Origin of the sequence: Bifidobacterium sp. SO4, assembly GCF_018555355.1 — a bacterium.
Classification (GTDB): domain Bacteria; phylum Actinomycetota; class Actinomycetes; order Actinomycetales; family Bifidobacteriaceae; genus Bifidobacterium; species Bifidobacterium miconisargentati.
The window spans coordinates 125,141-149,715 of sequence record NZ_JAFEJP010000005.1 but is presented as its reverse complement, the minus strand read 5'-3'; the positions used below and the strand labels follow the sequence as shown (position 1 = coordinate 149,715).

14 protein-coding genes are annotated in these 24,575 nt (G+C 50.9%); 8 read left to right on the top strand and 6 right to left on the bottom strand.

Annotation, left to right across the window (positions count from 1 at the left end; genetic code table 11):
• Positions 1-76: 76 nt before the first annotated feature.
• Positions 77-2,077 carry a hypothetical protein gene (locus tag JS536_RS05470; protein ID WP_214356100.1) on the top strand — a complete coding sequence of 667 codons (2,001 nt, stop codon included), beginning with the start codon at positions 77-79 and terminating at the stop codon, positions 2,075-2,077.
• Positions 2,078-2,148: 71 nt separating this feature from the next.
• On the opposite strand, the gene JS536_RS05465 is transcribed toward JS536_RS05470, so the two are convergent.
• Both JS536_RS05465 and rfbA read right to left on the bottom strand, forming a co-directional pair.
• Positions 2,149-4,599, bottom strand: a complete 2,451-nt coding sequence (locus tag JS536_RS05465) for a glycosyltransferase (RefSeq protein WP_214356099.1) — start codon at positions 4,597-4,599, stop codon at positions 2,149-2,151.
• A complete protein-coding gene (rfbA, locus tag JS536_RS05460; RefSeq protein ID WP_214356098.1) occupies positions 4,596-5,495 on the bottom strand; it encodes a glucose-1-phosphate thymidylyltransferase RfbA in 900 nt (299 codons plus the stop codon). The genes JS536_RS05465 and rfbA overlap by 4 nt, the downstream gene beginning before the upstream one ends.
• A gap of 79 nt (positions 5,496-5,574) precedes the next feature.
• On the opposite strand from rfbA, the gene JS536_RS05455 reads away from it, so the two are divergent.
• The 4 genes from JS536_RS05455 (at position 5,575) to JS536_RS05440 (ending at position 13,817) form a co-directional block, all read left to right on the top strand.
• On the top strand, positions 5,575-6,795 hold the full coding sequence (locus JS536_RS05455) for a glycosyltransferase family 2 protein (protein ID WP_214356097.1): 1,221 nt from the start codon (positions 5,575-5,577) through the stop codon (positions 6,793-6,795).
• A 92-nt stretch (positions 6,796-6,887) separates the two neighbouring features.
• Positions 6,888-9,932 (top strand): DUF4422 domain-containing protein, encoded by a 3,045-nt coding sequence (locus tag JS536_RS05450; protein ID WP_214356096.1) that lies wholly within the window; start codon positions 6,888-6,890, stop codon positions 9,930-9,932.
• Between the two features lie 142 nt (positions 9,933-10,074).
• On the top strand, positions 10,075-11,481 hold the full coding sequence (locus tag JS536_RS05445; RefSeq protein WP_214356095.1) for an alpha/beta hydrolase fold domain-containing protein: 1,407 nt from the start codon (positions 10,075-10,077) through the stop codon (positions 11,479-11,481).
• A gap of 200 nt (positions 11,482-11,681) precedes the next feature.
• Positions 11,682-13,817 (top strand): glycosyltransferase family 39 protein, encoded by a 2,136-nt coding sequence (locus JS536_RS05440; RefSeq protein ID WP_214356094.1) that lies wholly within the window; start codon positions 11,682-11,684, stop codon positions 13,815-13,817.
• Positions 13,818-13,869: 52 nt separating this feature from the next.
• Here the strand turns inward: JS536_RS05440 and JS536_RS12025 are convergent, their stop codons facing one another.
• From JS536_RS12025 to rfbB, 3 genes are all read right to left on the bottom strand, one after another.
• Entirely contained in the window at positions 13,870-15,039 is a 1,170-nt protein-coding gene (locus JS536_RS12025; protein ID WP_214356093.1) for a glycosyltransferase, read from the bottom strand.
• An 86-nt stretch (positions 15,040-15,125) separates the two neighbouring features.
• Positions 15,126-16,574, bottom strand: a complete 1,449-nt coding sequence (locus tag JS536_RS05430; protein WP_214356092.1) for a sugar nucleotide-binding protein — start codon at positions 16,572-16,574, stop codon at positions 15,126-15,128.
• Positions 16,575-16,728: 154 nt separating this feature from the next.
• Positions 16,729-17,751, bottom strand: coding sequence for a dTDP-glucose 4,6-dehydratase (gene rfbB, locus JS536_RS05425; protein WP_214356091.1), 1,023 nt, complete (start codon positions 17,749-17,751; stop codon positions 16,729-16,731).
• Between the two features lie 99 nt (positions 17,752-17,850).
• Between rfbB and glf the strand changes: the two genes are divergently transcribed.
• Positions 17,851-19,029 (top strand): UDP-galactopyranose mutase, encoded by a 1,179-nt coding sequence (glf, locus tag JS536_RS05420; protein ID WP_214356090.1) that lies wholly within the window; start codon positions 17,851-17,853, stop codon positions 19,027-19,029.
• 137 nt (positions 19,030-19,166) lie between these two features.
• Here glf and JS536_RS05415 read toward each other — a convergent pair whose 3' ends face one another.
• Complete coding sequence (locus tag JS536_RS05415) at positions 19,167-21,479, bottom strand: LTA synthase family protein (RefSeq protein WP_240544266.1); 2,313 nt, start codon at positions 21,477-21,479, stop codon at positions 19,167-19,169.
• Positions 21,480-21,704: 225 nt separating this feature from the next.
• On the opposite strand from JS536_RS05415, the gene JS536_RS05410 reads away from it, so the two are divergent.
• Both JS536_RS05410 and JS536_RS05405 read left to right on the top strand, forming a co-directional pair.
• On the top strand, positions 21,705-22,949 hold the full coding sequence (locus JS536_RS05410; protein ID WP_214356089.1) for a nucleotide sugar dehydrogenase: 1,245 nt from the start codon (positions 21,705-21,707) through the stop codon (positions 22,947-22,949).
• Between the two features lie 55 nt (positions 22,950-23,004).
• The gene (locus JS536_RS05405) at positions 23,005-24,465 is read left to right on the top strand and encodes an oligosaccharide flippase family protein (protein WP_214356088.1); all 1,461 of its coding nucleotides are present in this window, start codon (positions 23,005-23,007) and stop codon (positions 24,463-24,465) included.
• The last annotated feature ends 110 nt before the right edge of the window (positions 24,466-24,575 follow it).

Genomic DNA, 24,575 nt, shown 5'->3' with positions numbered 1-24,575 from the left:
GCTCAAGTTAGAGATTGCTCATAGTCGAGAAACCAAAAATTCATGTTTACGAGACATCTCAACGTGGATGTCATTAATGATTAATCACCATCTGAAGGTAATCTTAGTAATTACTGGATGGCTGCCGGATACCGTCCAAATCGAGAACGAAGGGAGTTCTTGGATGAGAAGATTAGGCAAAATCGCTACACTGCTGGCGGCGGTCGGCATGCTGTTTACCGGCGGAGCTGTTGCCAACGCAGATGAAGGCGACATAAGCATGCCGCAGGACGCGACGCAGGCTTCGCCTAGCGTTGCTGCCGAAGCTGATATCAAGCGGTTCACTGCGGTGAAAATCACCGATGTGAAGATCGAAGACGTAGGCGCGCATTCGGCGGGTCTGAAAGTCGGTTACACCGTTGATCCGTCATACAAGGATCAGATCAAGTCAATCTGCCCCATTGCATATCTATGGGACTATAGCTCCATCACATGGAACAACCCCAAGAACGTGCCTTTCAATGGTGCCTCCTCGGGATTCGGATGGTCCGGCAAGTGCGAAGGCATCAGCGACCCGGATGTTACACAGGCCGACTATGAGCGTCTGTTCGGCGAACATACCACCAACATTCCGCTCGATAATGGAGTCGATGGGGTCAGTTTCGATGTCACCGGTCATAGCTGGACCCGTTTCTATCCTGATGCCTGGGACACTGAGAAGCGTCCTACCAGCGGAACGTTCAGCATGACGCTGCTGGGACTCGAACCCAATCATTTCTATGGTAATCGCAATATCCAGCATCCCACCAGTGAAGCAGTGGATAACCTTGTTGATTGGGCTTATGACAATCCAGGTCAATCCGGGAAGACGACCGCCGTTGATATGCACGGATTGACCGTCGGCGCCTATGTGGAGTATACGGACGGCACGAATAACGTCGATTCCATGCGGGACTACGGCAATGTGGGTCCGGGCTCAATCGCTGTGGAGATTCCCGGCTTCACGACCACGGCTGAGCCGAAGGCTCCGGGCGAGGTGGACGTGCTTGGTTCCTCAAAGAACGACGTGACCCCACAGTCCGGTAACGCGAAGCAGGATTCCGTATACCGCCTGTACGTCAAGAACTTGTCCGAGGTCTGCAAGGCGCAGCTTGACGCGAACGCATCTGATCCGTGCATCTGGTATGGCTACATCTATTCCACGCCCACCGCATTGATTGATCCGTCCGGCGCTCCATACCTTGAGGTCCTGAAGGATGAGAAGGCCACTGATTCGGCCAAGCAGTACTACGTCGACGTCTACATCCCCAAGACCGTGGCCAACGGCGATCACAAGATCGCACTGACCGATAGTGAGGGCAAGCTGCAGGGGTGGACACCCGTGACCGTGGGCGAGGCCAGCCCGGCCGAGCAGACCGCCGAGAAGCTGTACGACGAATGGGGTGATCCGATCGTGGACACGACCCTGCAAGCAGGCCGCGGCGAACTGACCGACCCGAAGAGCTACACCGAGGACTCCCTCAAGGCATACAAGACCGCGTTCGCCGCGTTCGCCAAGAAGGTCAGTGGTGTGCAGAAGGACGCCCTGAACTCCACGGACAAGGCCGCGGGCGTCGCGTTGCTCGCCAAGCAGGAGAACCTCAACGACCTGTACAACGAACTGCACAACGCGCACGAGAAGCTGGTGAAGTACGTGACTGTGTATCGCTTGTTCAATCCGTATGAACGACGTGCCGGATCCCACCATTACACGGCCAGTGAGCAAGAGCGTCAGAACCTCATAGCTGCAGGTTGGCGCGATGAAGGCAAGGCCTTTGTGACTACTTCGAAGGGCGAACCTGTTTATCGTGCCTATAACCCGCACGATGGCTCTCATTTCTACACCCTGGACAAGGATGAATTCAATAATGCCGTGAATGATGGCTGGCATGACGAAGGTATTGGCTTCTACGCTTCCAATGATGCCAAGGTTCTGCTGTACCGTTTGTACAATCCGCACAGCGGTGAGCACTTCTACACCACTGATAAGCAAGAGGCGGATAATGATGTCAAGGCCGGATGGCGTGACGAAGGAACCGCTTGGAATGTCATTGAATAAATGACCAGTAAGTGCTGAGATGCCGAGGGGGATAAGAATTTAAATTCTTATCCCCCTCGGCATCTCAGCACTTATACATGAGCAATTTTGAAGTGGCCATTGTATTGATCAAGATTCCTATTAAGATATCGTCCTCGGTCAAGCAATAGCTTTTTGCTCCATCGGGCATAAAATCTCATCTGCTCATCGATGGCTCGCGCGGCTTTATCAGGATTTTGCTCATCATGGCCGCGGCTACTGTATTCATTGTGATACAGCAGTGCATCAGGATTAAATACTGTGAGATATCCCGCTTCGTTATTCTTCAGGCAGAGATCAACGTCGTTAAGCACTACGTCAAGGCTTTCATCAAAGCCATGAATAAGATCGAACACAGACCGACGAATCATTTGGCAAGCGCCGGTAATGGCCGCGCAATCAAACGGATGCTGCAGCGTCTCCATATAACCGAGCTCATCAGCGGCACAACGTTGATTGATGTAATCGCAACCGCCTGGAGATACCCAGACACCGCCATGCTGCACCAAGCCATCTTTATAGAGCAGCTTTGCGCCTACGATTCCCACCTCAGGACGCACGAAAAACCCCACCATCGAATTCAGCCAGTGAGGTGCGATGACTTCGGTATCGTTATTCAGGAACAACAGAATATCTCCCGATGCATGCTGAGCACCGTAATTGCATATCGCCGAATAGTTGAAACCTACTCCTGGCCAACGTACCACATGGAGATTGTCGTGGGACTGTTCCAAATTATCGTAGTACGCGAAAGTTTCAGGTTCCGTACTGTTGTTCTCTGCAATGATTATCTCGTAATTACCGTATTCGGTTTTTTCGAACACCGATTGCAGACAGACGGACAACAGGTCAATATGATCCTTAGTGGGAATAATGATACTGACCTTGGGGGTTTTCTCAAATGCATATTGTGGACGATAGCGGAACATATACTCCAGAATCTCAACCTTGGCCGGAATCGCCATTCGATTAAAATGCTGTTGCAATGCAATACGCCCAGCTTCGACGGCATAAGGTTTACTACCGGCATTTTTACTGGTAGATCCTTCATGCTCACGCCAGTGATATAGCATATGCGGCACATTATGAATGGCGCGCGCATGCTCGGAGCATTTTAAAGTCAGGTCGTAATCCTGTGCGCCGGATACATCTGAGGGAGACAATTCGACCTGGTCGAGTACGGTGCGACTGATCATTAGCATATGGGTGATGTAATTGTACGAATACAGCAGATCGCGATTGAACGCCGGCTTGAAGACAGGCCATTCATAACGGCCGTTTTCGTTGATCTTGTCCTCGTCGCAATACAGCATGTCCGCATCTGGATGATTGCGGATTTCGGAAACGTATCGGTATAACGTGTCCGGCTCGATGACATCATCGTGATCCACAAAAGCGATATAGTCTCCGTGACTGTGTGCGATGCCGAGATTGGTATTTTCCGGAATGCTCTTGTTAGGCGCCGCGATGACGGTAATGCGGGGGTCAGCGATGCCGTCAAGGATGGAATCAACTTCTGGATATGTTCCACTTACGTTCACCAGAATAAGTTCGAAGTGCTCATAAGATTGCGACAAAATTGAGTGAAGTAGCTCCTGCAGATATTGCGCCGGCGTGCGGAACACCACGCACACGATACTGATGAGAGGGGTGTCCTCCCATTGATTGATGACAGTGCGTTGATCGCACACATCGAGCGAAGTAGCCCGTTGCTGACGGAACCATGCGTCATAGCCTGAATCCAGGGATGCATGGCAAAGTTCGGTGCCACAATCATTGAAAATCCGATCAGACATCGGGGGCAGCAGACAGACAAAAGCGCCATCATACTTATTGTCGGATGCCTGCGCATACAGACAGACGGTTCCCCGATAGGCTCCGATTGGCACGGAAAAAGTCAGGCGACGTACTGTGACTTGTCGATCCTTAGAAGATGGGATGGCAGCATCCTCAAGCACCAGCGGATTGCAGTCCAATCGGTTTCCTGCATCATCGATGGCGACAACCTGATATCGTACATTCGGGCGATAAGGCAGCGAAATGCCCAGTCGCACAATGCGTCCACCTTTGCCATCAGCATAGATACCTGTTACTTCGGCACGGCCGTTGGCGGAACGCAGTCGCTTATCGATATCGCGAATGCGGTATGCATCGTTTGCATGCATGTGATAGGCCAAACGCGACCGAACTTTAGATGACAGAGCACTCATTGTATAGGAGTACAGAGCATGCTCTGGCTGTTGGGACGTGGCAATATGCAATGTGAGATGTGTCTTATCCAACAGCGGGAACACTAACACGGCCCGCCGTTCTGGGGCTTCGCTCCACATGCCTTCCACCGCATCCGGCCAATACAATGAGCACGGGATTATTCCGTCGTTTGCAGGAATACTGGCGAATGCTTGGTACAGTCCTTCCTCGCCGAAAGGAACGCCACTGACTGCCAGTTCTAGATAGCCGCTGCCATCGCCGCGACAAAATCGAATGGGGTGTACCGTGATCAACGACTTCTCCTATTCAGCAGAATCTTCTCATCTGCGACTTGTTGCAGATGCCTGCCATAATTGGACTTTCCATAGGCCTTCGCCGCTTCGAGCAAAGCAACCTTGTCAATCCATCCATGTTCGTAGGCGATTTCCTCAGGAACTGAAATCGGCAGACTCTGCGAGCGCTCGACTGAACGGACGAACTCGGCCGCTTCATACAACGACTCCATGGTCCCTGTATCCAGCCAGGCGTATCCACGGCCCAGCGTGGTGACCCGCAGTGTGCCATCTTCGAGATACATGCGGTTCAAATCGGTGATTTCCAGTTCGCCTCGCGCGGACGGGCGAACCTGCTTAGCGAAGTCGACCACGCGATTGTCGTAGAAATACAGGCCGGTGACCGCATAATTCGTCTTGGGCTGCGCGGGTTTCTCCTCGATGGAGACCGCCCTGCCCTGTTCATCGAATTCGATGACGCCGAATCGTTCAGGATCATCTACATAGTAGCCAAACACGCTGGATTCACCTTGTTCTGCGAACCGTACGGCTTCCTTGAGCTGTTTGGATAAGCCATTGCCATAAAAGATGTTGTCGCCCAAAACCAGCGCGCAGGAGTCGCCAACGATGAATTCCTCACCCAATAGGAATGCCTGGGCCAAGCCATCCGGGGAAGGTTGCACCTTATAGCTCAGATTCAGACCGAACCGCGACCCATCGCCAAGAAGGCGCTCGAAGTTCGGCAGATCATGGGGCGTGGAGATGATAAGAATGTCACGGATACCGGCCAACATCAGTGTGGACAGCGGGTAATAAATCATCGGTTTGTCGTACACGGGAAGCAGCTGCTTGGACGTCACGGAAGTCAGCGGATACAATCTCGTTCCCGACCCACCGGCTAGGATAATGCCTTTCATGCGTTCCTTCCTGCCTGAGAGCATGCCAATGTCTAAACTAATAGGCAATAGTACAAGCCGCGCCAAGCAAAGAGGATGCATGCCCGTCTTTTCCGCCATAATCCCCGCATACAACAACAGCAGGTATCTGCCTGAGTGCGTGCGCAGCATCACCGCACAGTCATTCACGGATTTGGAAGTCATCATCGTCGATGACGCCAGCACCGACGATACGTATGCCACCATGCAGAAATTGGCCGAAGAGGATCCTCGCGTCATTGCGCTGCGGCACGACCGCAACTCCGGCACACTGGCTGCTCGCCGTACCGGCGTGGAAGCTTCACGTGGCGACTATGTACTCTTGGTCGATCAGGATGACGAACTGGCCCCCGATACCCTCCGGCGTCTATACGATTACGCAACGGGCCATCCGGCTGACATCTATCATTACGGCGTTCGCGTGGCTGCCGCCACCGATGCCGCTCGGGAAGCGGCTCGCGGCATGACCGGCTTTCTGACACCCACGCCTCGTGCGTTGCATGGTGATTCGATTCTCGCTACGCAATTCGTCCAAGAGCATGGCTTCGATTGGCATGTGCACCATAAGATGTTCCGAGGCGAACTGGCGCGACGTGCCTACGCTATGGCAGCGGATACCCGACTGCTGCTTTCTGACGATCTGTACATGTGCTTCATTCTCGATTCGCTGGCCCAGACATACGAGGCAATCCCTGATTCGCCTTGGTATATCTACCATCTGGGGCGTGGCGAGACTCTAGGAACACAGCTTACGCTTGATGCGTTTTCCGTACTCGCCGAACGTGATGCCAAAGCGCTTGGTCTTATCAAGGATTTCGTAGACGCTCATCGTGCAACGATTTCCCGTGATGACTGGAGTGCACGAATCAGCGACGTAAGGGACCGTCTTATTGAGCATACGATGAACGAATGGCAGGATAACCTTCCTGAGCTCGCTAAAGATGAGGGTCTGAGGAAAGCTCTGCAATACTGGTCGGCGGATACGATATGCGGCGAGCTGTATCGGTACGTGCGAGATTACGCATATGCATTTCTGGTTTCAGAGGACAGAACTGGCGCTAAGGCGCAGTGGGACGAGCAACAAGCCCTACGATACCTTGCATGGGCAGAATCTATCGAGCAGCAGGATAAAGGCTCTGCCGATAACGCCCATTATCTCGGCTTGAAATCGATAGCATGGCAGCATCTCCTGGATTCAGGCCTAATCACGCATCCGGAAGATACCGTCAAACGTTCTCTTGGTCGGCGCATTCTGTCTCGGTTACATGCCCTCGTGCAATAAATATCGCCACACCGATACGCACCGTTCCGGAAACACAAGGCTTTCCGGCGCTTTCGATACACTGTCCGCAACTACCCAGGAATTGAGGAATCATGCCTAAGATCTCAGTCATCATCGCGGCTTATAACGTGGAACCGTATATCCAGTCCTGTCTTGACAGTGTGCGGGCCCAGACCCTTCAGGACATCGACATCGTGGTGGTGGATGATGCCAGCACCGATGGGACGCCGGCAATCCTAGCCCAAGCCGCCAAGAAGGATAGCCGAATCCGCATTATCACGCATCAGGAAAATAGCGGACTGCACTTGGCCCGTAAAACCGGGGTCGCCGCGGCGCAGGGTGATTATGCGTTCTTCCTGGACGGTGATGACGATCTGGAACCCACTATGTGCGAGGAGCTGTACGCTAATCTCGCCGCTGATTCCACCGACATTCTTCATTTCGGGCTGACTGTTATCGGAGAAAATGGTATTCTTGATGACGAGTGCCAAGCCTTCGAGCGGTTCAACAATGCCCCAACCACGGATAGCCAATATGGCAACATTATCCAGAATATTTACAGCGAAACCCGCGGATACCAGGTCGACTGGCGCGTTACCCAGCGTGTATACCGAACCGCTTTGCTCAAGCGCGCATTCGACCAGATGACCAGCACCCGGTTGGAGCGGGCGGAGGATGGTTATGAATGCTTCGTGATTTCAGCTCTGGCCTCCTCGTATCGCAGCGCCAAGCAATGCCGGGGATACCGTTACCACTATGGCCGTGGCGTGACCGGAACCAACGCCATTACTGTCGAAAAGTTCGCGCGATTCTGTGAGCAATTCAAGGCATGCTTTACCGCTACCGAAGAGTTCGTGGCCGTGCATCCGGAACTGAAACTCACCGACTGCCTGCAAGGTTTCGAATTCAAGGCCGCGGAACTGCTGTCCAACGATTGGCGTGTGCGCGTCTCGGAGGACGATAAGGCCGATGCGGCCCAGGCCATGGCTCGGGTGTTCGGCAATGCCGTCGCGGCTCGTGAGATCTGGCGTCATGTGCGCGATCTGACGTGGACGCTCAGCACTTCCAAGAAGGGCGACAGCAAGCAGAATGCGGAGCATCTTACTCACTGGAAGACCATCGCCGAATCGTTGACGCCGGAGGACGGCAATCATTCCGACATCTACCGTTACGCCTTGGTGCGCACCCGAGCCGAGGAACTGCTCTCCGACCTGGACAGGGCCAAGGAGAAGCAGCAATACGAGGACCAGCCCATCCGCATTTTCGTGACCACGCATAAGGATGTGGACAAGCCCAAGAGCACCATCCTGCAACCGGTACAGGTCGGTCTCAAGCCGGGCTCCTACCGTTTCCCGTGGGCTTTCCAGGATGACGAGGGCGAGAATATCTCCGCCAAGAACCCCATGTATTGCGAACTGACCACGCAGTACTGGGCGTGGAAGAACGTGGATGCGGAGTACTATGGCTTCTGTCATTACCGCCGGTACTTCGATTTCTCCGCAACCGAGCATAAGGAGAATCCGTACGGCGAAGTCATGGACGATTACATCGACGCCCAAGCCGTGAAGGAATACGGGCTGGATGACAGGACCATCGCTCGCACCGTCAAGGGATACGACGTCATCACCACCCGTTGGCAGGACCTACGCAAGGTGATTGATGGCCTCGGTACGCCAAAAGCTCTGTGGCATGCCGCTCCGTCGCTCATCGACGATGACCTGAAACGTTGCTATCAGATCCTGTGCCGTATGCATCCCGACTATAAGGAAGACGCGGATACGTTCCTTAACGGCAATCGTTCCTGCTTCTGCAACATGTTCATCATGAAGAAGCAGGTGTTCTTCGATTACTGTGCTTGGCTGTTCCCGATTCTGGAAGAGTTTGAGCGCCAGACCGATATGACGCATTACAGCAAGGAAGCCGTGCGCACGCCGGGGCATCTGTCCGAGCGGCTGCTCAACATCTATCTGATGCACCACAAGCGCATCGGTGCCAACTGGAAGACCCGTGAGCTGCAGTGCGTGCACTTCACCAACCCGGAGCCGGAGGACACGCTCAAGCCGCTGTGGAACCCGACCGGCGTGCTGCCCAAGCCCGTGCCGGTGGTGTTCGCCGCAGACAATAACTATGTTTCCCAGCTGGCGACCACCATGTATTCGGCGATGTCCAATGCTTCCAAGGAACGCTATTACGATGTGGTGGTCCTGCAACGCAACATCGAATGGGATCGTCAGGAACGTCTGCGCCAGTTCTTCACCAGCCGGTTCCCGAACATGTCGCTTCGATTCAAGAACGTGGACCGCGAGGTGGCTGGTTACAACCTGACCACCAGCAACGCGCACATCAGCGTGGAGACCTACTACCGGTTCCTTATCCAGGAACTGCTGCCTTTCTATGACAAGGTACTGTATCTGGATTCGGACATCGTGATTAACGGCGATATCGCCGAGCTGTACGACACCAATTTGGGTGACAACCTGCTTGCGGCCGTGCATGACATCGATTACCTGGGCAATCTCAACATGGCCGACGGTGTGCGCATGAAGTACTCGAAGGACACGCTGCATATGAAGGACCCGTACGCCTACTTCCAAGCCGGCGTGCTGGTGCTCAACACCAAGGCCATGCGTGCGCGGTACACCATCAAGCAGTGGCTGCAGTACGCCTCTGACCCGAACCTCATCTACAACGACCAGGACGTGCTCAACATGCGCTGCGAGGGCAAGGTGTTGTACCTGCCGTGGGAATGGAATGTGGTGCATAACCTGGAGAACCGCGTGGGGCGCATCTTCAGCCAGGCTCCCAGTGCCATGTATGACGCCTATCTCAAGTCGCGCGAACATCCGAAGATCATTCACTACGCCGGTTTCATCAAGCCGTGGACCGACCCGGAATGCGAGTTCGGCAGCATCTATTGGCGTTACGCGCGTAAGACGCCGTTCTATGAGCGGTTGTTGGCGAAGTTGAATGGCAACGTGGCTCCTTCTTCCAAGCACGGCAAGAAGGTACCGACTCACGAACGTGCTGTTGGGGCGAGTAATCCGATTCGTAGGATTGTGGATCCCATTATGCCAATCGGTTCTCGGCGACGAGAAATGTTGAAAATAGTCGGACGTCTCGTACGTGGCCGGCGGTGACCGAGGAGAGACCACGTAATTGTTTTCCGTTTATGAAACAGGATGTTGTCCTTTGACGGGCGCACTTGACCACTGGGTTCTGAACAGTATTCGGTGGGTCGTATAGTGTTGTATGACTTTGACTTAAGGTAGAGGTGGAACTATGAGTGGTATTCTCTCAGCGAGATTACGTCGTTTGTTAAGTCTGATTATCGTGTTGATAATGGCGATGAGTATTACATTGGTGTTTGGCCCGATTGGTGTGGCTAATGCCGATGACATTCAAGTTCAAGAGCAAATGCAGGTGCAGACCGATATCCCATATATGGCTCCTTGGTCCTCCTCTCAAACGCAGAAATTAGACTTATACAGTTTGAGGGGGTGGGGCTCCAAGGATACCAACGAGACTCATCCTGTAGTTGTATTCATTCATGGCGGGTCGTGGGTGCATGGGGACAAATCCCTTGCCGAGAGAATGCCTCTAGTGAACATTTTTCTGCAGCAGGGATATATGGTCGCTTCCATAGATTACAGGCTGACCACTGAAGCTGCGTGGCCGGCCCAGATAAATGACTGCAAATCGGCGATTCGCTTCTTACGTGCAAATGCCGATACGTACGGTATTGACAGAGAGAGAATCGCTGTTTTCGGAGAATCTGCCGGTGCTCATCTTGCAATGATGATGGATGTGACGACAGATGATAAATTTGTCAATTCGTCCGATGGCAATGGTTCCGTGTCCAGTAACGTGCAAGCCGTGATTAGTGATTTCGGTATATCGGATGTCAGCAAATGGGGCGAATACGCCGCTGATACAGCTGATGCCTCATACGCCAAGAACCTACTCCTTGGAAAAGGATATACATATAAGCAGGCAGAAGAGGCGAGTCCCCTTACTTATGCGAATGCGGATGCCGCTCCCATATTGTTGTTGCATGGGAAAAATGATCGCATTGTAGCATATCAGCAAACCATTTTCATGGAACAGAAACTTCGTGAAGTTGGTGCGAAGAGTGTCTATTCGTGGTATCCGGATGATGGACCGCATAGCTCATTTAATGTTTTCTGTCAAAATATTATTGCACAGATAAAGTATCTTGATTTTCTTGACCAGGCGTTCTCTGTCGATGCAGAAGAAGCAAGCAAATCTATGCCTGTATATCGTCTGTACAATGCGCAGGATGGCGGACATCTTTTCACCACCAACAAAAACGAAGCTTCCGTATTGAATCAAAGTTGGGCCGGTTGGAAAAGTGAGGGGTCTACCTTCTCCGTTGAACCTAAAGGTATACCGGATGGGCAGACTATTACACGCTTGCATAATAATAAAAATGATGATTATCTATACACTTCCGACGCAGCTGAAACTTCGTATTTGGTGAGTTTAGGTTGGTCTTCAGAGGGCACCTTCCAAGCGCCTTATAAGGGAAGTGTATCCGTGTACCGTCTCTATAATCCGAATGCAGGTCAGCATATGCTGGTTACCAATTCCGAAGAAAAGAAAACCATGATGACTCATGGCTGGCGTGATGAAGGTATTGCCTTCCGTGCATATGCCCATGTTGCCTGATAGTTTTCGTTAGGTTATTCTGTTGCCGTGTCGCGTCAAACTTGATTGAAGTGACACGGCAATTAATTTTTTTTGTGATACTCGATTTCATTTAATAAATAGAGGTAAGCCTGCATTTGGTTTTATTCTATCTATTTCGCTCATATTCTATATTGACTATAAATATTCCCATGCATATATGAAGGTGAATAGAGAATTCTATGTCTAAAGAGAATAATTTGCCGTTAAATGATGGTTTGAGGATGACAGTCAAGGTATCTAGAAGCTTAAGAAAAAAACCGATAGTTAGTACAATCATTATCGCGATCGCAGTATTATTGGCAATCATAGCTATACCTTTGCCTCCCATGAATCAGACAATTACAGTTGTCTTTGATCGGAATCTATCCTCTGAAGCATCAGGTGTGGTTGTTGCTGGGATGAGGGATGGTGTTATCGAATCTAAAACGCAAAGATTGACGATAACAACCCGATATGCGTCGTATCATCCAGATCCTCTTACCTATAAGGCCGAAACAATTCGTTTCCGTTTTTCGGATATCGGCAGCGCAAGTATTATCCGTGTCGATGGTGAGGTTAATTCTCAGGGACGACATTGGTGGACCGTTCATCGCATTTTAGCGAATGATATTAAAATCAATGTTGAAGCTAATGCTGTTTCTTTTGTATTGAATCAACATGAAATGCAAAACATGGTAAGAGGATGGAAGATGCTGAATCCCTTCCGTCTGGTTTTGCTGATGCTTGAATTGACGATAGTGGCTATCGTTGTATTACGAAAGTCAGTCTTCTCAACGATTCCACAACGATGGTTCCTGAGTGGAGTTATAGTCGTTGCGCTCACATGTATGGGTGCGTGGCGTGTGTGGGAAATGAATGCCCCGTTGCGTAGCCGTGTATCTATTATAACAATTCTGTTCGCGTTCTTAATATTAACGAGTCTAAATGTAGTAATAGATGGTGCATCTTCACATAGGACAATTCTCATTGTCTTTAATTATGTTGCTGCCTTAGTTACCGCCTTGGGCCAAGGTTTGTTATATATTTTCAAATGGTCGAGTTCACCCGATGAAATTGCTCATTTATCATATGTGGCATGGGAAAAAATCCATTTACAATTGGTCCCAGATTTTGCACATATGGGTTTATACGGAACGGTTTTTAAAGGGTATGCCGATTTGAATGCTCCGGTTGGGTTCAATCAACTTGGTCATCCGCCGCTATACTACCTGATCATGTGTCTCGTGCCTGGTATGCAGGTATCAGACTCCTCGGTTACCTATCATTTAGGCTGGTTGCGTTTAACTAGTTTGGCCATACTGCTTTTGGGGCTTATGCTATGTGCATATCTGCTGTATTCTCGTATGCCGCATATTCCGATTTTGCATCTCGTTGCTGCTCTGGGATTAGTTGCATGTCCTAATATGGTTCAAGTTTCAGCAGGTGTAAATAACGATTCATTATGCTTGCTGACTGTGACGGTTACAATCTGGGGAATCCTGCGCCTTATCGAGCGTAAATATGATTGGCGTACTTTCTTGTTGATTATGTTTGGGATCTCAAGCACATTACTCACTAAATTGACGGCCGGTATGATTGTTTCGTTGGTATGTCTATTTACGTTGATTTCTATTGTGATGGATCGACAGGCGAGAGCGGTTTTACGTAAACGCTCATTATGGTTTTCCTCATCCATTCTGATTTTGCCGATTGCCTATTATATGACAATCATTCTTCGCTACCATAGCGTGCAACCTAGTTATCAAAAGTTAAATCCAACGGGATATATTAGTTCCACATTCTATTCCTCAATAGAGGAACGATATGATTGGAATATTCTGCAATATCTTGACTATTATATTACACAATTTCTTCGTACTTGGTGGAGTATGCCTTGGCAAGATGAGGTTCCTCGTACGGGTGTGACGTCCTTTACCGTTGGCACGATAGCGCTTACGTTGTTGTGGCTTATTCCATTTGCGATTCTGTTTACGAGACGATCCAGCCGAGATGCTTTTGCTGGCGTGTTATTTAAGGGAATGGTGGCCATAGTGATTACTATGGTGTATCAATTCAATATGGCGTTGAATGCTTTTTATGTTAATGGGTATACCGGTGGTCTGCAAAGCAGATACTATTTATGCGCAGTATTAATTATTATATATTCTCTTTGCTGGGTTCTACAACGATGGTTCATTATTTCTAAAGATAATAAACAGTATACTATGTCGTATTTTGGAACCCTCTTCTGTGTTGGATTTTCCATGCTACTTGTATGGGATGGACTGCTGCAACCGTTCCTGTTGCAGCCGGTTGGATTAGCGGCGCTTGGATAATCGACTAGGCGGGCACCGATAAATATCGGTGCCCGCCTAGTCGATTATTTGATTATTGAATTTGTGTATTAATTAAATCGCTGTATTCTTTTCCGATTTTTTTGAAGTCGAATTTGGCAACAAGTTTGATTGAGTTTTTTGCGTATAACGTTCTTTTTTCGACATTATTTATGAGGTCGTTAATAGCGTTATGAATTGCTTCGATATCCTTTGGCTGCGTGAGGTAGCCATTGGTCCCATCGACAACGGCTTGAGCGATGCCTGCTATGTTAGAAGCAACTATGGGAGCCCCGGATGCCATAGCTTCAAGTATTGAAACTGGTAATCCATCTTTATCCCCGTCTGAGGCAATCACCGATGGAGCCACAAATATGTCGCAGGATGCATACAGCTTTCTAAGTTGATACTTATTTTGTGGCCCAAGAAATTCACAATCAAGATTCATGCTTCGGGCCTGTTTTTGGAGATAATCTCTTTCTGGTCCGTCTCCTGCAATTAGAACTTTTGCCTCTAATCCCTGCATGGCAGCGAGTAGGTATCGGCATCCTTTTTTTTCAACTAAACGTGCGACGAATAAAATAATTGGTTTTTTGGTTTTTTGTCTTATAGCCTCATCTCGATAAATTGGATTAAAGAAATCTGTATTGACTCCCATTGGAATTACATGTATATTTTCGGTATGCTTATACTTTGAACGAAGGGTTGTTCTTAAATCATCCGAGACAGTAATTATTGCTTTGGCTGAATTTATTGCGCGCTGTTTGAGTTGCTTAAAAGGGAAGATGTTCAGTGAGGTTACATCTCCGCCATGACCGACGATTATATAAGGTTTTTTCTTTCGGAGAAACGACTGCGTGATTCCCTGCGGTATAAACCAGTTAACTAATACCGCATCGCATTGCTTTATTTCATGCCTCGTTGCGAAGTACTGTGAAATAAAAAGAAAAGGAACCAATAATGCTCGTATCTTCTTTTCTTTAATTCTTGGAACGATAGCGCCTGGGTAGACCAGTGTTTGCAATGAGGCTATTGGAAAATATTGGAAGCGCTTAACGGTTATGCCTTCCATTTTTTCTATGGTCTTTGCATGGGGGGCTGCTGGGACTAAAACGGTGACTTCATAATATTTTTTAAGCTGTATGCATAAATCATAAATAAATCTTGGTTCTGTATCGTTTGCCCAACGTGGGAATGTTGAGGCGGTTACTAGTAATTTTTTCACTTTTGGTTGTCCTTATTTGACTAATATGTACTGTTTGCTTGCATGCAATTAGGTGACCTACTATTTGCTGATGATCATGTTAATTATTACCGATTTAGGTATACGTATGTTGTGAGTGTTTCTTCCCAGTTGGCGGGTGTGTATCCGGTTTGGCTGATCTTGGTCAGGTCGAGCGCGGAATGCGTGGGACGTGGGCTGACGGGGTTCTTCGCGTTCGCGAAATACTCGGCCGTCGAGATGGGCTTGACCTTGTCGCCGTTGTGGTTGGTCAGGTCGAACACTTCACGGGCGATATCCGCCCAGCTCTTGACGGTGCCGGAGCCGGTCAGGTTGTACGTGCCGTACGAGGCGTGGCTGTCGAGCAGGTGGAAGATCGCCTCCGCCATATCCTTCGTGAACGTGAGGCGACCGTACTGGTCGTCCACCACCGTCACCTGGTCGAGACCATCCTCCGGGTCCGCGACACGGTTGCTCAGGGCCATCATGGTCTTGACGAAGTTATGTCCCTCACCGATCACCCAACTCGAGCGCAGGATGTAATGCTCCGGCGCGTTCGACACCGCGATATCACCGGCGGCCTTCGACTGCCCGTACACGCCCAGCGGGGCGAACGCCTCAGCCTCCGTATGCTCCTCGCACGTGCCGTCGAACACGTAATCCGAACTCACATGCACCAGTGTGATGTGATGCTCCCTGGCGACCCTGGCGAGCAGCGCCGGTCCCTGGGCGTTCGCCTTCCACGCGATGGGACGGCCCTCCGCGGTCTCGGCCCTGTCCACGGCCGTGTAGGCGCCCGCGTTGATGATCGTCCCATACAGGCTCCAGTCATACCGGTCATACGCGGCCGGGTCGGAGAAGTCGAACTCGTCGATATCCGTATACTCGAAGCCCTCCAAACCATGCGCCTCCGCGTAGGCACGGATCGCATGGCCCAACTGGCCGTTGCAACCCGTCACCAACGTGCGCTTCGGCGCCATCGGTTTCGCATCCCTGAGCATCGGGTGATGCAGGTCCGCCTCGCTCCTCTCGGACTCCTCCAGCGGGATCGGCCAGTGGATGTCCAGCTCCGGGTCCGCGAGGTTCACGAACGTGTACGTCTTCTTCTGCTCCAACGACCAGTGCGCGTTCACCAGATACGTGTACACCGTCCCATCCCGCAAAGCCTGGAAGCTGTTGCCCACGCCACGCGGCACGTAAATCGCCTTCGACGGGTCCAAACGGGTCGTATAAACCTGACCGAAACTCTCGCCCGGACGCAGGTCCACCCACGCGCCGAAGATCTCACCCGCCGCGATCGAGATGTACTTGTCCCACGGCTCAGCGTGAATGCCCCTGGTCACGCCCTTGGTCGCATTGAAGCTGATGTTGTTCTGCACCGGACCGAAATCCGGCAAACCCAGCCTGAGCATCTTCGCACGCTGCCAGTTCTCCTTGAACCAGCCACGATTATCCCCATGCACCGGCAGATCAAACACCAACAAACCCGGAATGTTCGTCTCCGTGACCTTGAGTTCCTTCTCGAATTCGAATGTCATATCTATTTCTCCCCATTGCGCTGGCTCCCCTCTGTGAGGGGAGCTGTCCGCCGAAGGTGGACTGAGGGGAGGAACTGTTTTCGTATAGGACTACCCCTCAGTCGGCCACGCCGACAGCTCCCCTGACAAGGGGAGCCGAGAATCTCTCAGGCCCTCACTGGCCCTGCTGCTTGTACTTGGCCTCGGTGGCGGCCTTGGCCGGCTCCCACCACGCGCGGTTATCCGTATACCACCGGATCGTCTGCTCCAAGCCCTTCTGGAAATCAGTGTGCACCGGCCTCCAGCCGAGCTCGGTCTGCAGCTTGGTCGAGTCGATCGCGTACCGGCGGTCATGGCCCGGACGGTCCCTCACCCAATCGAAATCATCCGGGGACTTGCCCATGACGGTGAGGATGTCACGCAGCACGGTCAGATTATCACGCTCCCCGTTCGCGCCGATCAGGTACGTCTCGCCGATACGGCCCTTCGTCAGGATCGTCCACACGCCCGTGGAATGGTCGTCCGTATGGATCCAGTCACGCACGTTACGGCCGTCACCATACAGCTTCGGACGCAAACCATCCAGGATGTTCGTGATCTGACGCGGGATGAACTTCTCCACATGCTGATACGGGCCGTAATTGTTGCTGCAGTTGCTGATCGTCGCGCGGATCCCGAACGTGCGATGCCACGCACGCACCAACAGATCCGACGAAGCCTTCGTCGACGAGTACGGGCTGGAGGGATGATACGGGGTCTCCTCCGTGAACTTCGCCGGATCATCCAACGCCAGATCCCCGTACACCTCGTCCGTGGAAACGTGATGGTACCTGACGTCGTACCTGCGGCACGCCTCCAGCAGGCGGAACGTGCCCTCCACGTTCGTCTTGAGGAACGGCTCCGGATTCGCGATGCTGTTGTCGTTGTGCGACTCGGCCGCGTAATGCACGATTGCATCGTGGCCGGGAACGATCCTGTCGAGCAGCTCTGCATCGCAGATGTTGCCATGCACGAACTCCACACGATCACCCAGAATCGAACGGATGTTCTCCAGGTTGCCCGCGTACGTCAACGCATCCAACACCGTGACATGCACATCCGGATGATTGTTATACACATAGTGCACGAAATTCGAACCGATGAAACCACAACCACCAGTCACGATGATGTTATGAGGAGTGAAAACTTCTTCAGCCATGGTTCCTATGGTACTGAAAACAGCGGAATTACGCCCCTGAACCGCCGTACCGCTAGAATAGACCCGAATCGAACACAGGGATTGAAAGGTTTACTGCACATGGCAGATGCTGTTGAATATCCGGACCTGGTAATCGTCGGTGCGGGCCTGTTCGGCCTGACCATCGCCCAGCAGGCGGTGGAGCACGCCGGCGCCCGCGTGCACATCATCGACGTGCGCGACCACATTGGCGGCAACGCCTACTCCTACATCGACGAGGAGACCGGCGCCGAGATCCACAAGTATGGCGCCCACCTGTTCCACACCTCCAACAAGCGCGTGTGGGACTACGTCAACCGTTTCACCACCTTCACCAACTACGTGCATCGCGTCTACGCCACGCACGACGGCGAGGTCTACCCGCTGCCGATCAACCTCGGCACCATCAACCAGTTCTTCCACGCGCACTACACGCCCGCCCAGGCCAAGGCTCTTATCGAGGAGCAGGCCGGCGAACTGGCCGGCACCGACCCGCAGAACCTCAACGACAAGGGCATCCAGCTCATCGGCCGCCCGCTGTACGAGGCGTTCATCAAGAACTACACCGGCAAGCAGTGGCAGACCGACCCCTCCGAGCTGCCGGCCGCCATCATCAAGCGTCTGCCCGTGCGCTTCAACTACGACAACCGCTACTTCAAGGACACTTGGGAAGGTCTGCCCACGGACGGCTACACCAAGTGGATGGAGCGCATGATCGACGACCCGCGCATCACCGTCTCCCTCAAGACCGACTTCTTCGACGAGTCCCAGCCGTACAACAAGAAGGCCCTGCTCGCCGCCGGCGTGCCCGTGGTGTACACCGGTCCGGTCGACCGCTACTTCGACTACGAGCTCGGCGACCTTAAGTGGCGCACGGTGGACTTCAAAGAGGTCCGTTACGACGAGGGCGACCACTTCGGCTGCCCGGTGATGAACTTCTCCGACGCCGACGTGCCGTACACCCGCGCCATCGAGTTCAAGAACTTCAACCCGGAGCGCGCCGACCAACAGAACCCGGACAAGACCGTGGTCTGGGAGGAGTACTCCCGCTTCGCCGAGCGCGGCGACGAGCCGTACTACCCGGTCAACACCGACGCCGACAAGGCCCTGTACGCCCAGTACGAGGCCAAGGCCGCAGCCGAGCCGAAGGTCGTGTTCGGCGGCCGTCTCGGCACGTACAAGTACTACGACATGCACAACGTGATCGACACCGCCCTCACCGCCTACGAGGAGCAGGTCGCGCCGTTGCTGGTTAAGTAAGCACTACGTGTTTCTGGCTCCCCTCTCTGAGGGGAGCTGTCAGCGAAGCTGACTGAGGGGAGTGACGGACTAGCTGCAATACTCCCCTCAGTCGCCTGCGGCGCCAGCTCCCCTCAGAGAGGGGAGCCAGAACACTGTCACTTCACTTTAAAGAAGTCAGTATCGTTCAGATACCCCTTGCCGGCGGTCAAGTCATACTGCACTAGCTCATAATCCTGCAGCAGCTTCTTGGCCTTTGCGGACAACGAATCGTACGGCACCACATTGCCGTCATCCGAAAGATACGTATTGTTGTCATCGTCTTTGGAATCGCTCGTGGCAACCGGGCGGCTCATTGCCGGAATCTGCTGATGCAGCTCACTGAGCAACTCAAGATACGCCGATACCTTGGCGTTCATGTGTTCCGCGGCAAGCGACATGAAGAAGTTGGACGACGTATAGCTTGAAGACTGTTCGCTCAGTTTTGCTCCCGCCGATGAGGACGCCTGATTCGACCAAATGAAATAATCGGTCTCGTAAAGATTGGCCCGCCCCTTCGTGTCGGTCATGGAGGTCCCGTTCACGGCAGTGTTGTAGATGCCCGGCAGATGGTCGCCATAGAAAATGACGGTAATGGGCTTATCGATGGTGTCCAGCTGGTTCAGGAAATCAGTGGTCGCCTGATCGGTAATGTTCACGCCCTTGGCATACGTTTCCACACTCTGACGTTCATCGCCGCTGAGCGTCGACGTGTCTCCTTCCACGAACTGATTGTCGTTATACCAATTGCTGTATGGCATGTGATTCTGGATGGTGACCAGCTGCATGAACCGCGAGTGGTTCGTGCCATCCGCCAGAGCATCAAGCACGTTCTGGTATGCGGCCGCATCGCTGACGTAGACTGAATTGTCAATACGGTCCTGATGGGTGATTTCCGGATCGCTGTCAAGCGTGAGGAACTTGCTGAATCCGAATTTCTTATAGTTGCTGTCCCTCAGATACATGCCCTTGTAATACGGGTGGAATGCAATCGAACCGTTTTCGCCATACTGCTCATTCCAGATTTGATTGAACGTGTATGCCTGCTTTTCATGCGGCACGAGCTCCTGATACATGGACTGCATCGAGTCATCGAACATGGCCATGCTCAGGCCGGTAAGCGACTGGTATTCGATATTGGCGGTGCCGCCGCCATAACCAGTGGAGAGCATGAGGCCGGCAGTCGTTGTCTGCTTGAGGTTGCGAAGGTTCGGCATCGGGTCTTCGGAGAAGCTCACGCCGGGAACGCGAGTGGGGTCGGAGAACGATTCCGAAAGGATCATGATGACCGTGCTATCGGTGAGGTTGGCGGCACGGGTCTGATTGGTCGACTTCGCGTTCTTGGTGTATTTAGCGACCAAATCCTCCATGGTCTGCTGGCTGTAATCGTCTGGCTTGGTCATGGTTTTGACGTGCGCCAGACGAAGGAAGTTCATCATCGGGCCGTTGTTGGCAGCGTCGCCCATGGCGTTCCATAGCTGTGGCGAATCGCCGAGACGCGCCGCCCACATGTACGACCACGATCCCGGAACGCTGAGATTCCAAGTGAAGGATACGAGAGTGACAACGCTCAGCAGCAACGCAAGCACGCGAGAGCAATTGCCGATGATGGTCTTGGCGTTACGGAACGGGTGCTTCCAGTGGAAGGGAATAAAGCAGTTACGACGATCGAGAATCTGAAGGACGACGCATGCTACCGCTATCGCAATGAGTAATTGAATGGCATGCTGGACGAATGGCATGCTGTCCTTCGGAATGAAGGAACTGATCTCTCCGCCGTTGCCGCCGGTGATGAAGTTCAGATCGGACGGCAGAATCGGTTCGCCACGGAGCCCTGATTTGATGCGGTTCGCCACAGTGAAGGTGATCATGACGGCGGAAAATACGGCAGTGGCTATCCAGAACCGGTTAATCAGGAACACCAGAACCAGATAGATAAGGCCCATTACCAGGAAGTTCAGCAGCCAGTTGAACTTCTGCTCCATCCACATCTGACTGACGAATTTGGTGAGCTGGCCTTTGACGCTGTTGAGTAGCTTGGTGGTCTGGTCCACGGCATCAGGATCGGCATAGGTCGGCTCGTAGTACATGCTCCACTGAAGGAACGTCACGGCAGATGCATTGGTGATGGCGAACACGATGAAATAGAACGCATAGGAGAATCGCAGGCGCTTTTGCCAAAGTGCGGAGATGACTTTGCAAATCTGAATTACCCATTGCCCGATTGCGGTGTTCGCTACAGGTTCCCACAAATCCGCCAGGCGCTCGTGAAAACGGTGAGTTTTACCTTTTATCCATGACTCGCGCGTGGGAGCCGTAGCTTCTTCCGATGGGAGTCGCATATCTTCATTGGCTGACACGCTGCGTTTGTTATCGCGTGTTTCCTGTTCGGAGACATGAGTGACCTGAGTCTCGGTTTCCTGCTTTGTCATTACATCCATCCATATACGGCAACGTTGCGCTTCATTGTAATAACAAGTTCAGGACGAATTCACTAGACGTTAACCAATGTCGGGCGACATTAATCGATTCCGACTATGAGAGCGTCACAGCTGCTTCATCAAGTAGTCCCTGAATCAATAAGCCACTACTATATGAAGAGTTGTCAAGACAAACAGGCGACAAAGATGACAAGCCATAGGGAGGCAGGGTCAAATATGAAGATTGCAGTTGCGGGCACCGGATATGTAGGCTTGTCTGTGGCCTTGCTGCTGGCGCAACACAACGAAGTGCACGCACTAGATATTGTTCCGGAGAAGGTGTCCATGTTGGGCAAAGCCATCAGTCCAATCGTGGATAAGGAAATCTCCGATTTTTTGCAAGCGAATGTTTCTGGCGATCGCCCATTGAACTTCCAGCCCACATTGGATCCTGCTCAGGCCTACACCGGTGCCGAATATGCAATAATCGCCACTCCGACGAACTATGACCCGAAGAAAAACTACTTTGATACCTCCAGTGTGGAAGCCGCCATCGAGGCTGTGCGCCGTTATGCGCCCGAAGCCTGGATCGTGATTAAATCCACCATTCCGGTGGGTTATACGCAGCAACTACAAGAACGGTTGCGTGATAGTCGCATTCTCTTTTCTCCTGAATTTCTGCGTGAAGGGCATGCCTTATTCGACAATCTTCACCCCAGCCGCATTGTGGTTGGCGCTCCTCAAGATGATGAGCAGGCCGTTGCCGCAGCACATACCTTTGCCGAACTGCTTGTCCAAGGCGCAGATCCTCAAGAAATGCGGCGCGTCAATCCTGATGGAACCACCGGAATTCCGGAACTCGTGGTAGGGCTGACGGAAGCTGAGGCCATCAAGTTATTCGCCAATACATATCTTGCGCTACGAGTGGCCTACTTCAACGAACTAGACACGTATGCGGAATCCCGCTGTCTGGATACCCAGTCGATCATCAATGGTGTATGTCTCGATCCACGCATCCGCAGCGACTACAACAACCCGAGCTTCGGCTACGGTGGCTACTGCCTGCCTAAGGACACCAAGCAACTGCTTGCCAATTACGATAAGGTACCGCAGAACCTTATCGGAGCCATTGTTGAGGCGAATCGTACACGCAAAGACTTCATCGCGGACGAAATCATCGATCGAGTGGCCGATATCAAGAATCCAGTGATTGGTATTTACCGACTCACGATGAAGTCTGGATCCGACAATTTCCGTCAATCTGCCATTCAAGGCGTCATGAAGCGTATCAAGGCAAAGGGGTTGACCGTTATTGTCTACGAGCCAACATTGAATACGCCGGACTTCTTCGGTTCTAAAGTGATTCGTGATTTGACACAGTTTAAACGCGAATCAGATATTGTCGTAGCCAATCGATGGAACGATGATCTCGGTGATATAAGCGGTAAGGTTTTCACGCGGGATTTGTTCCGTTGTGATTAATTTTATCTTGTTTTTAAGCATAGCTAGCGAAGCTAAATGCAGTCAGGATATAAGTATGAAGCGTGGGTTGCTCCTAAATATTATTAGCAATATTGTATTCTTTGTCTCTGGCTATGTCATGCATTACTTTCTTGGTAATACAATGCCTCCGGCTAGCTATGGTGTTGTTGGTACCATAATTACGGTATTGGATTTTGAATACATGTTCGTGAATAATGGGGCCAGGCAATCGGTTGCAAAAGAAATATCGCAAAAGAATTATGATTTTTGGGATATCGTATATAAAACATCCATATTTCAATTAGGTGTTATTGTTTTATTTTTCTGCGTAAATTATTTTGGATCCTCGCTGTTTGGAATTATATTCAACGATGATTCAATGGGTGTATATTTTAAAATCGCTGCTTTTCTAGTAGTCGTTGTAGGGGTTCAGTCGGTTTTATTGGGGATAAATGATGGTTTACAGCATTTTGGAACCAGTGCATTGCTGAATACATTTTATCCTATAGCCAAGTTGGGTGTAATACCTCTTATTATTTTCTTCTTCCGTGATAATCCCGTAATTGGTGTTGAAATTGGTTTTATTTTAGCGGTGTTTATCACAATTATGCTCGGTTGTGTAATTCTTTTTCATCGCCGTTCTACGTTACCGCGGAGTAATGGGGAGAAAATATCTCTAATCTATGTAGCGCATCATGTTTTAAGTTTTTCTTTCTTCTTTATTGTAGTGTCGCTTGTGTTAAGCATGGATACGCTTATTGTTAAGGCAGTGGTGACCCCTGCTTCTATGGCTGGATATTACACGGGTGCTATGAACTTTGGTAAAATATCCTATTATCTTTTGCAGGCTTTTTCTGCGGTTATACTTCCTGTTGTAGCAAAGCAAATAGGGCAGAATAGAATAGATAAAGCTATTGGAAGTACGAGCGAATTATTGTTGATAGCTTTTTCTTTTATTCTTCCCATATCTGTAATTATATCTGCGAGTAGCAGTACATTACTGTCGGTTTTTTATGGACAATCATTTGCTGTGGCTTCTCCGGCACTTTCGTGCTTATCGTTCTCGAGTTTTTTTGTGGGGATTACCGTGATTCTTAATATGGTAATCAATTCAAGTGAATCTACTAAATTTTCGGACATCCTTTCTATTATTTCTCTGATAGTCACTATACCCTTATTTATTATTTCGGCAATGCGATATGGTATTACGGGTATCGCTGTGGCAAGCGTAAGTTGTACGGGATTTACGATGTTGGCTTCGTTTGTTTATGTGATACATAGAATTGGTAATATTATATCAGTAAGAATTTGCATTGTTTTTAGCGTTAATATCGGTTTGTGGCTAGTTGTTCATTGTTGTTTTGGGCATATAGATTATATTAATCTATTGACGATAGTAGTAATATATGTGTTTATATATATTATATATATATTGTTACTGTTTGTTTTGAATATTTTTTCAATTGAGCAGTTGAAAAATATTTTCCGCAGTGCTGATGCAAAGACAGTTGCCTGAATAATTGTCTTTCTATATGTGTTTACGGATTTTAGTCACCACCAGTGATGATTGATATCATTTTCTAGTATTCTGGTGTGAATAGGACGATTTGACAGCTAGCTAGAATG

Excerpts from the sequence above, each read along its gene's own strand:
- JS536_RS05470 (WP_214356100.1), top strand. The coding sequence starts at position 77 with ATGATTAATCACCATCTGAAGGTAATCTTAGTAATTACTGGATGGCTG.
- rfbA (WP_214356098.1), bottom strand. The coding sequence starts at position 5,495 with ATGAAAGGCATTATCCTAGCCGGTGGGTCGGGAACGAGATTGTATCCG.
- JS536_RS05455 (WP_214356097.1), top strand. The coding sequence starts at position 5,575 with ATGCCCGTCTTTTCCGCCATAATCCCCGCATACAACAACAGCAGGTAT.
- JS536_RS05450 (WP_214356096.1), top strand. The coding sequence starts at position 6,888 with ATGCCTAAGATCTCAGTCATCATCGCGGCTTATAACGTGGAACCGTAT.
- JS536_RS05445 (WP_214356095.1), top strand. The coding sequence starts at position 10,075 with ATGAGTGGTATTCTCTCAGCGAGATTACGTCGTTTGTTAAGTCTGATT.
- JS536_RS05440 (WP_214356094.1), top strand. The coding sequence starts at position 11,682 with ATGTCTAAAGAGAATAATTTGCCGTTAAATGATGGTTTGAGGATGACA.
- JS536_RS05430 (WP_214356092.1), bottom strand. The coding sequence starts at position 16,574 with ATGACATTCGAATTCGAGAAGGAACTCAAGGTCACGGAGACGAACATT.
- rfbB (WP_214356091.1), bottom strand. The coding sequence starts at position 17,751 with ATGGCTGAAGAAGTTTTCACTCCTCATAACATCATCGTGACTGGTGGT.
- glf (WP_214356090.1), top strand. The coding sequence starts at position 17,851 with ATGGCAGATGCTGTTGAATATCCGGACCTGGTAATCGTCGGTGCGGGC.
- JS536_RS05415 (WP_240544266.1), bottom strand. The coding sequence starts at position 21,479 with ATGACAAAGCAGGAAACCGAGACTCAGGTCACTCATGTCTCCGAACAG.
- JS536_RS05410 (WP_214356089.1), top strand. The coding sequence starts at position 21,705 with ATGAAGATTGCAGTTGCGGGCACCGGATATGTAGGCTTGTCTGTGGCC.
- JS536_RS05405 (WP_214356088.1), top strand. The coding sequence starts at position 23,005 with ATGAAGCGTGGGTTGCTCCTAAATATTATTAGCAATATTGTATTCTTT.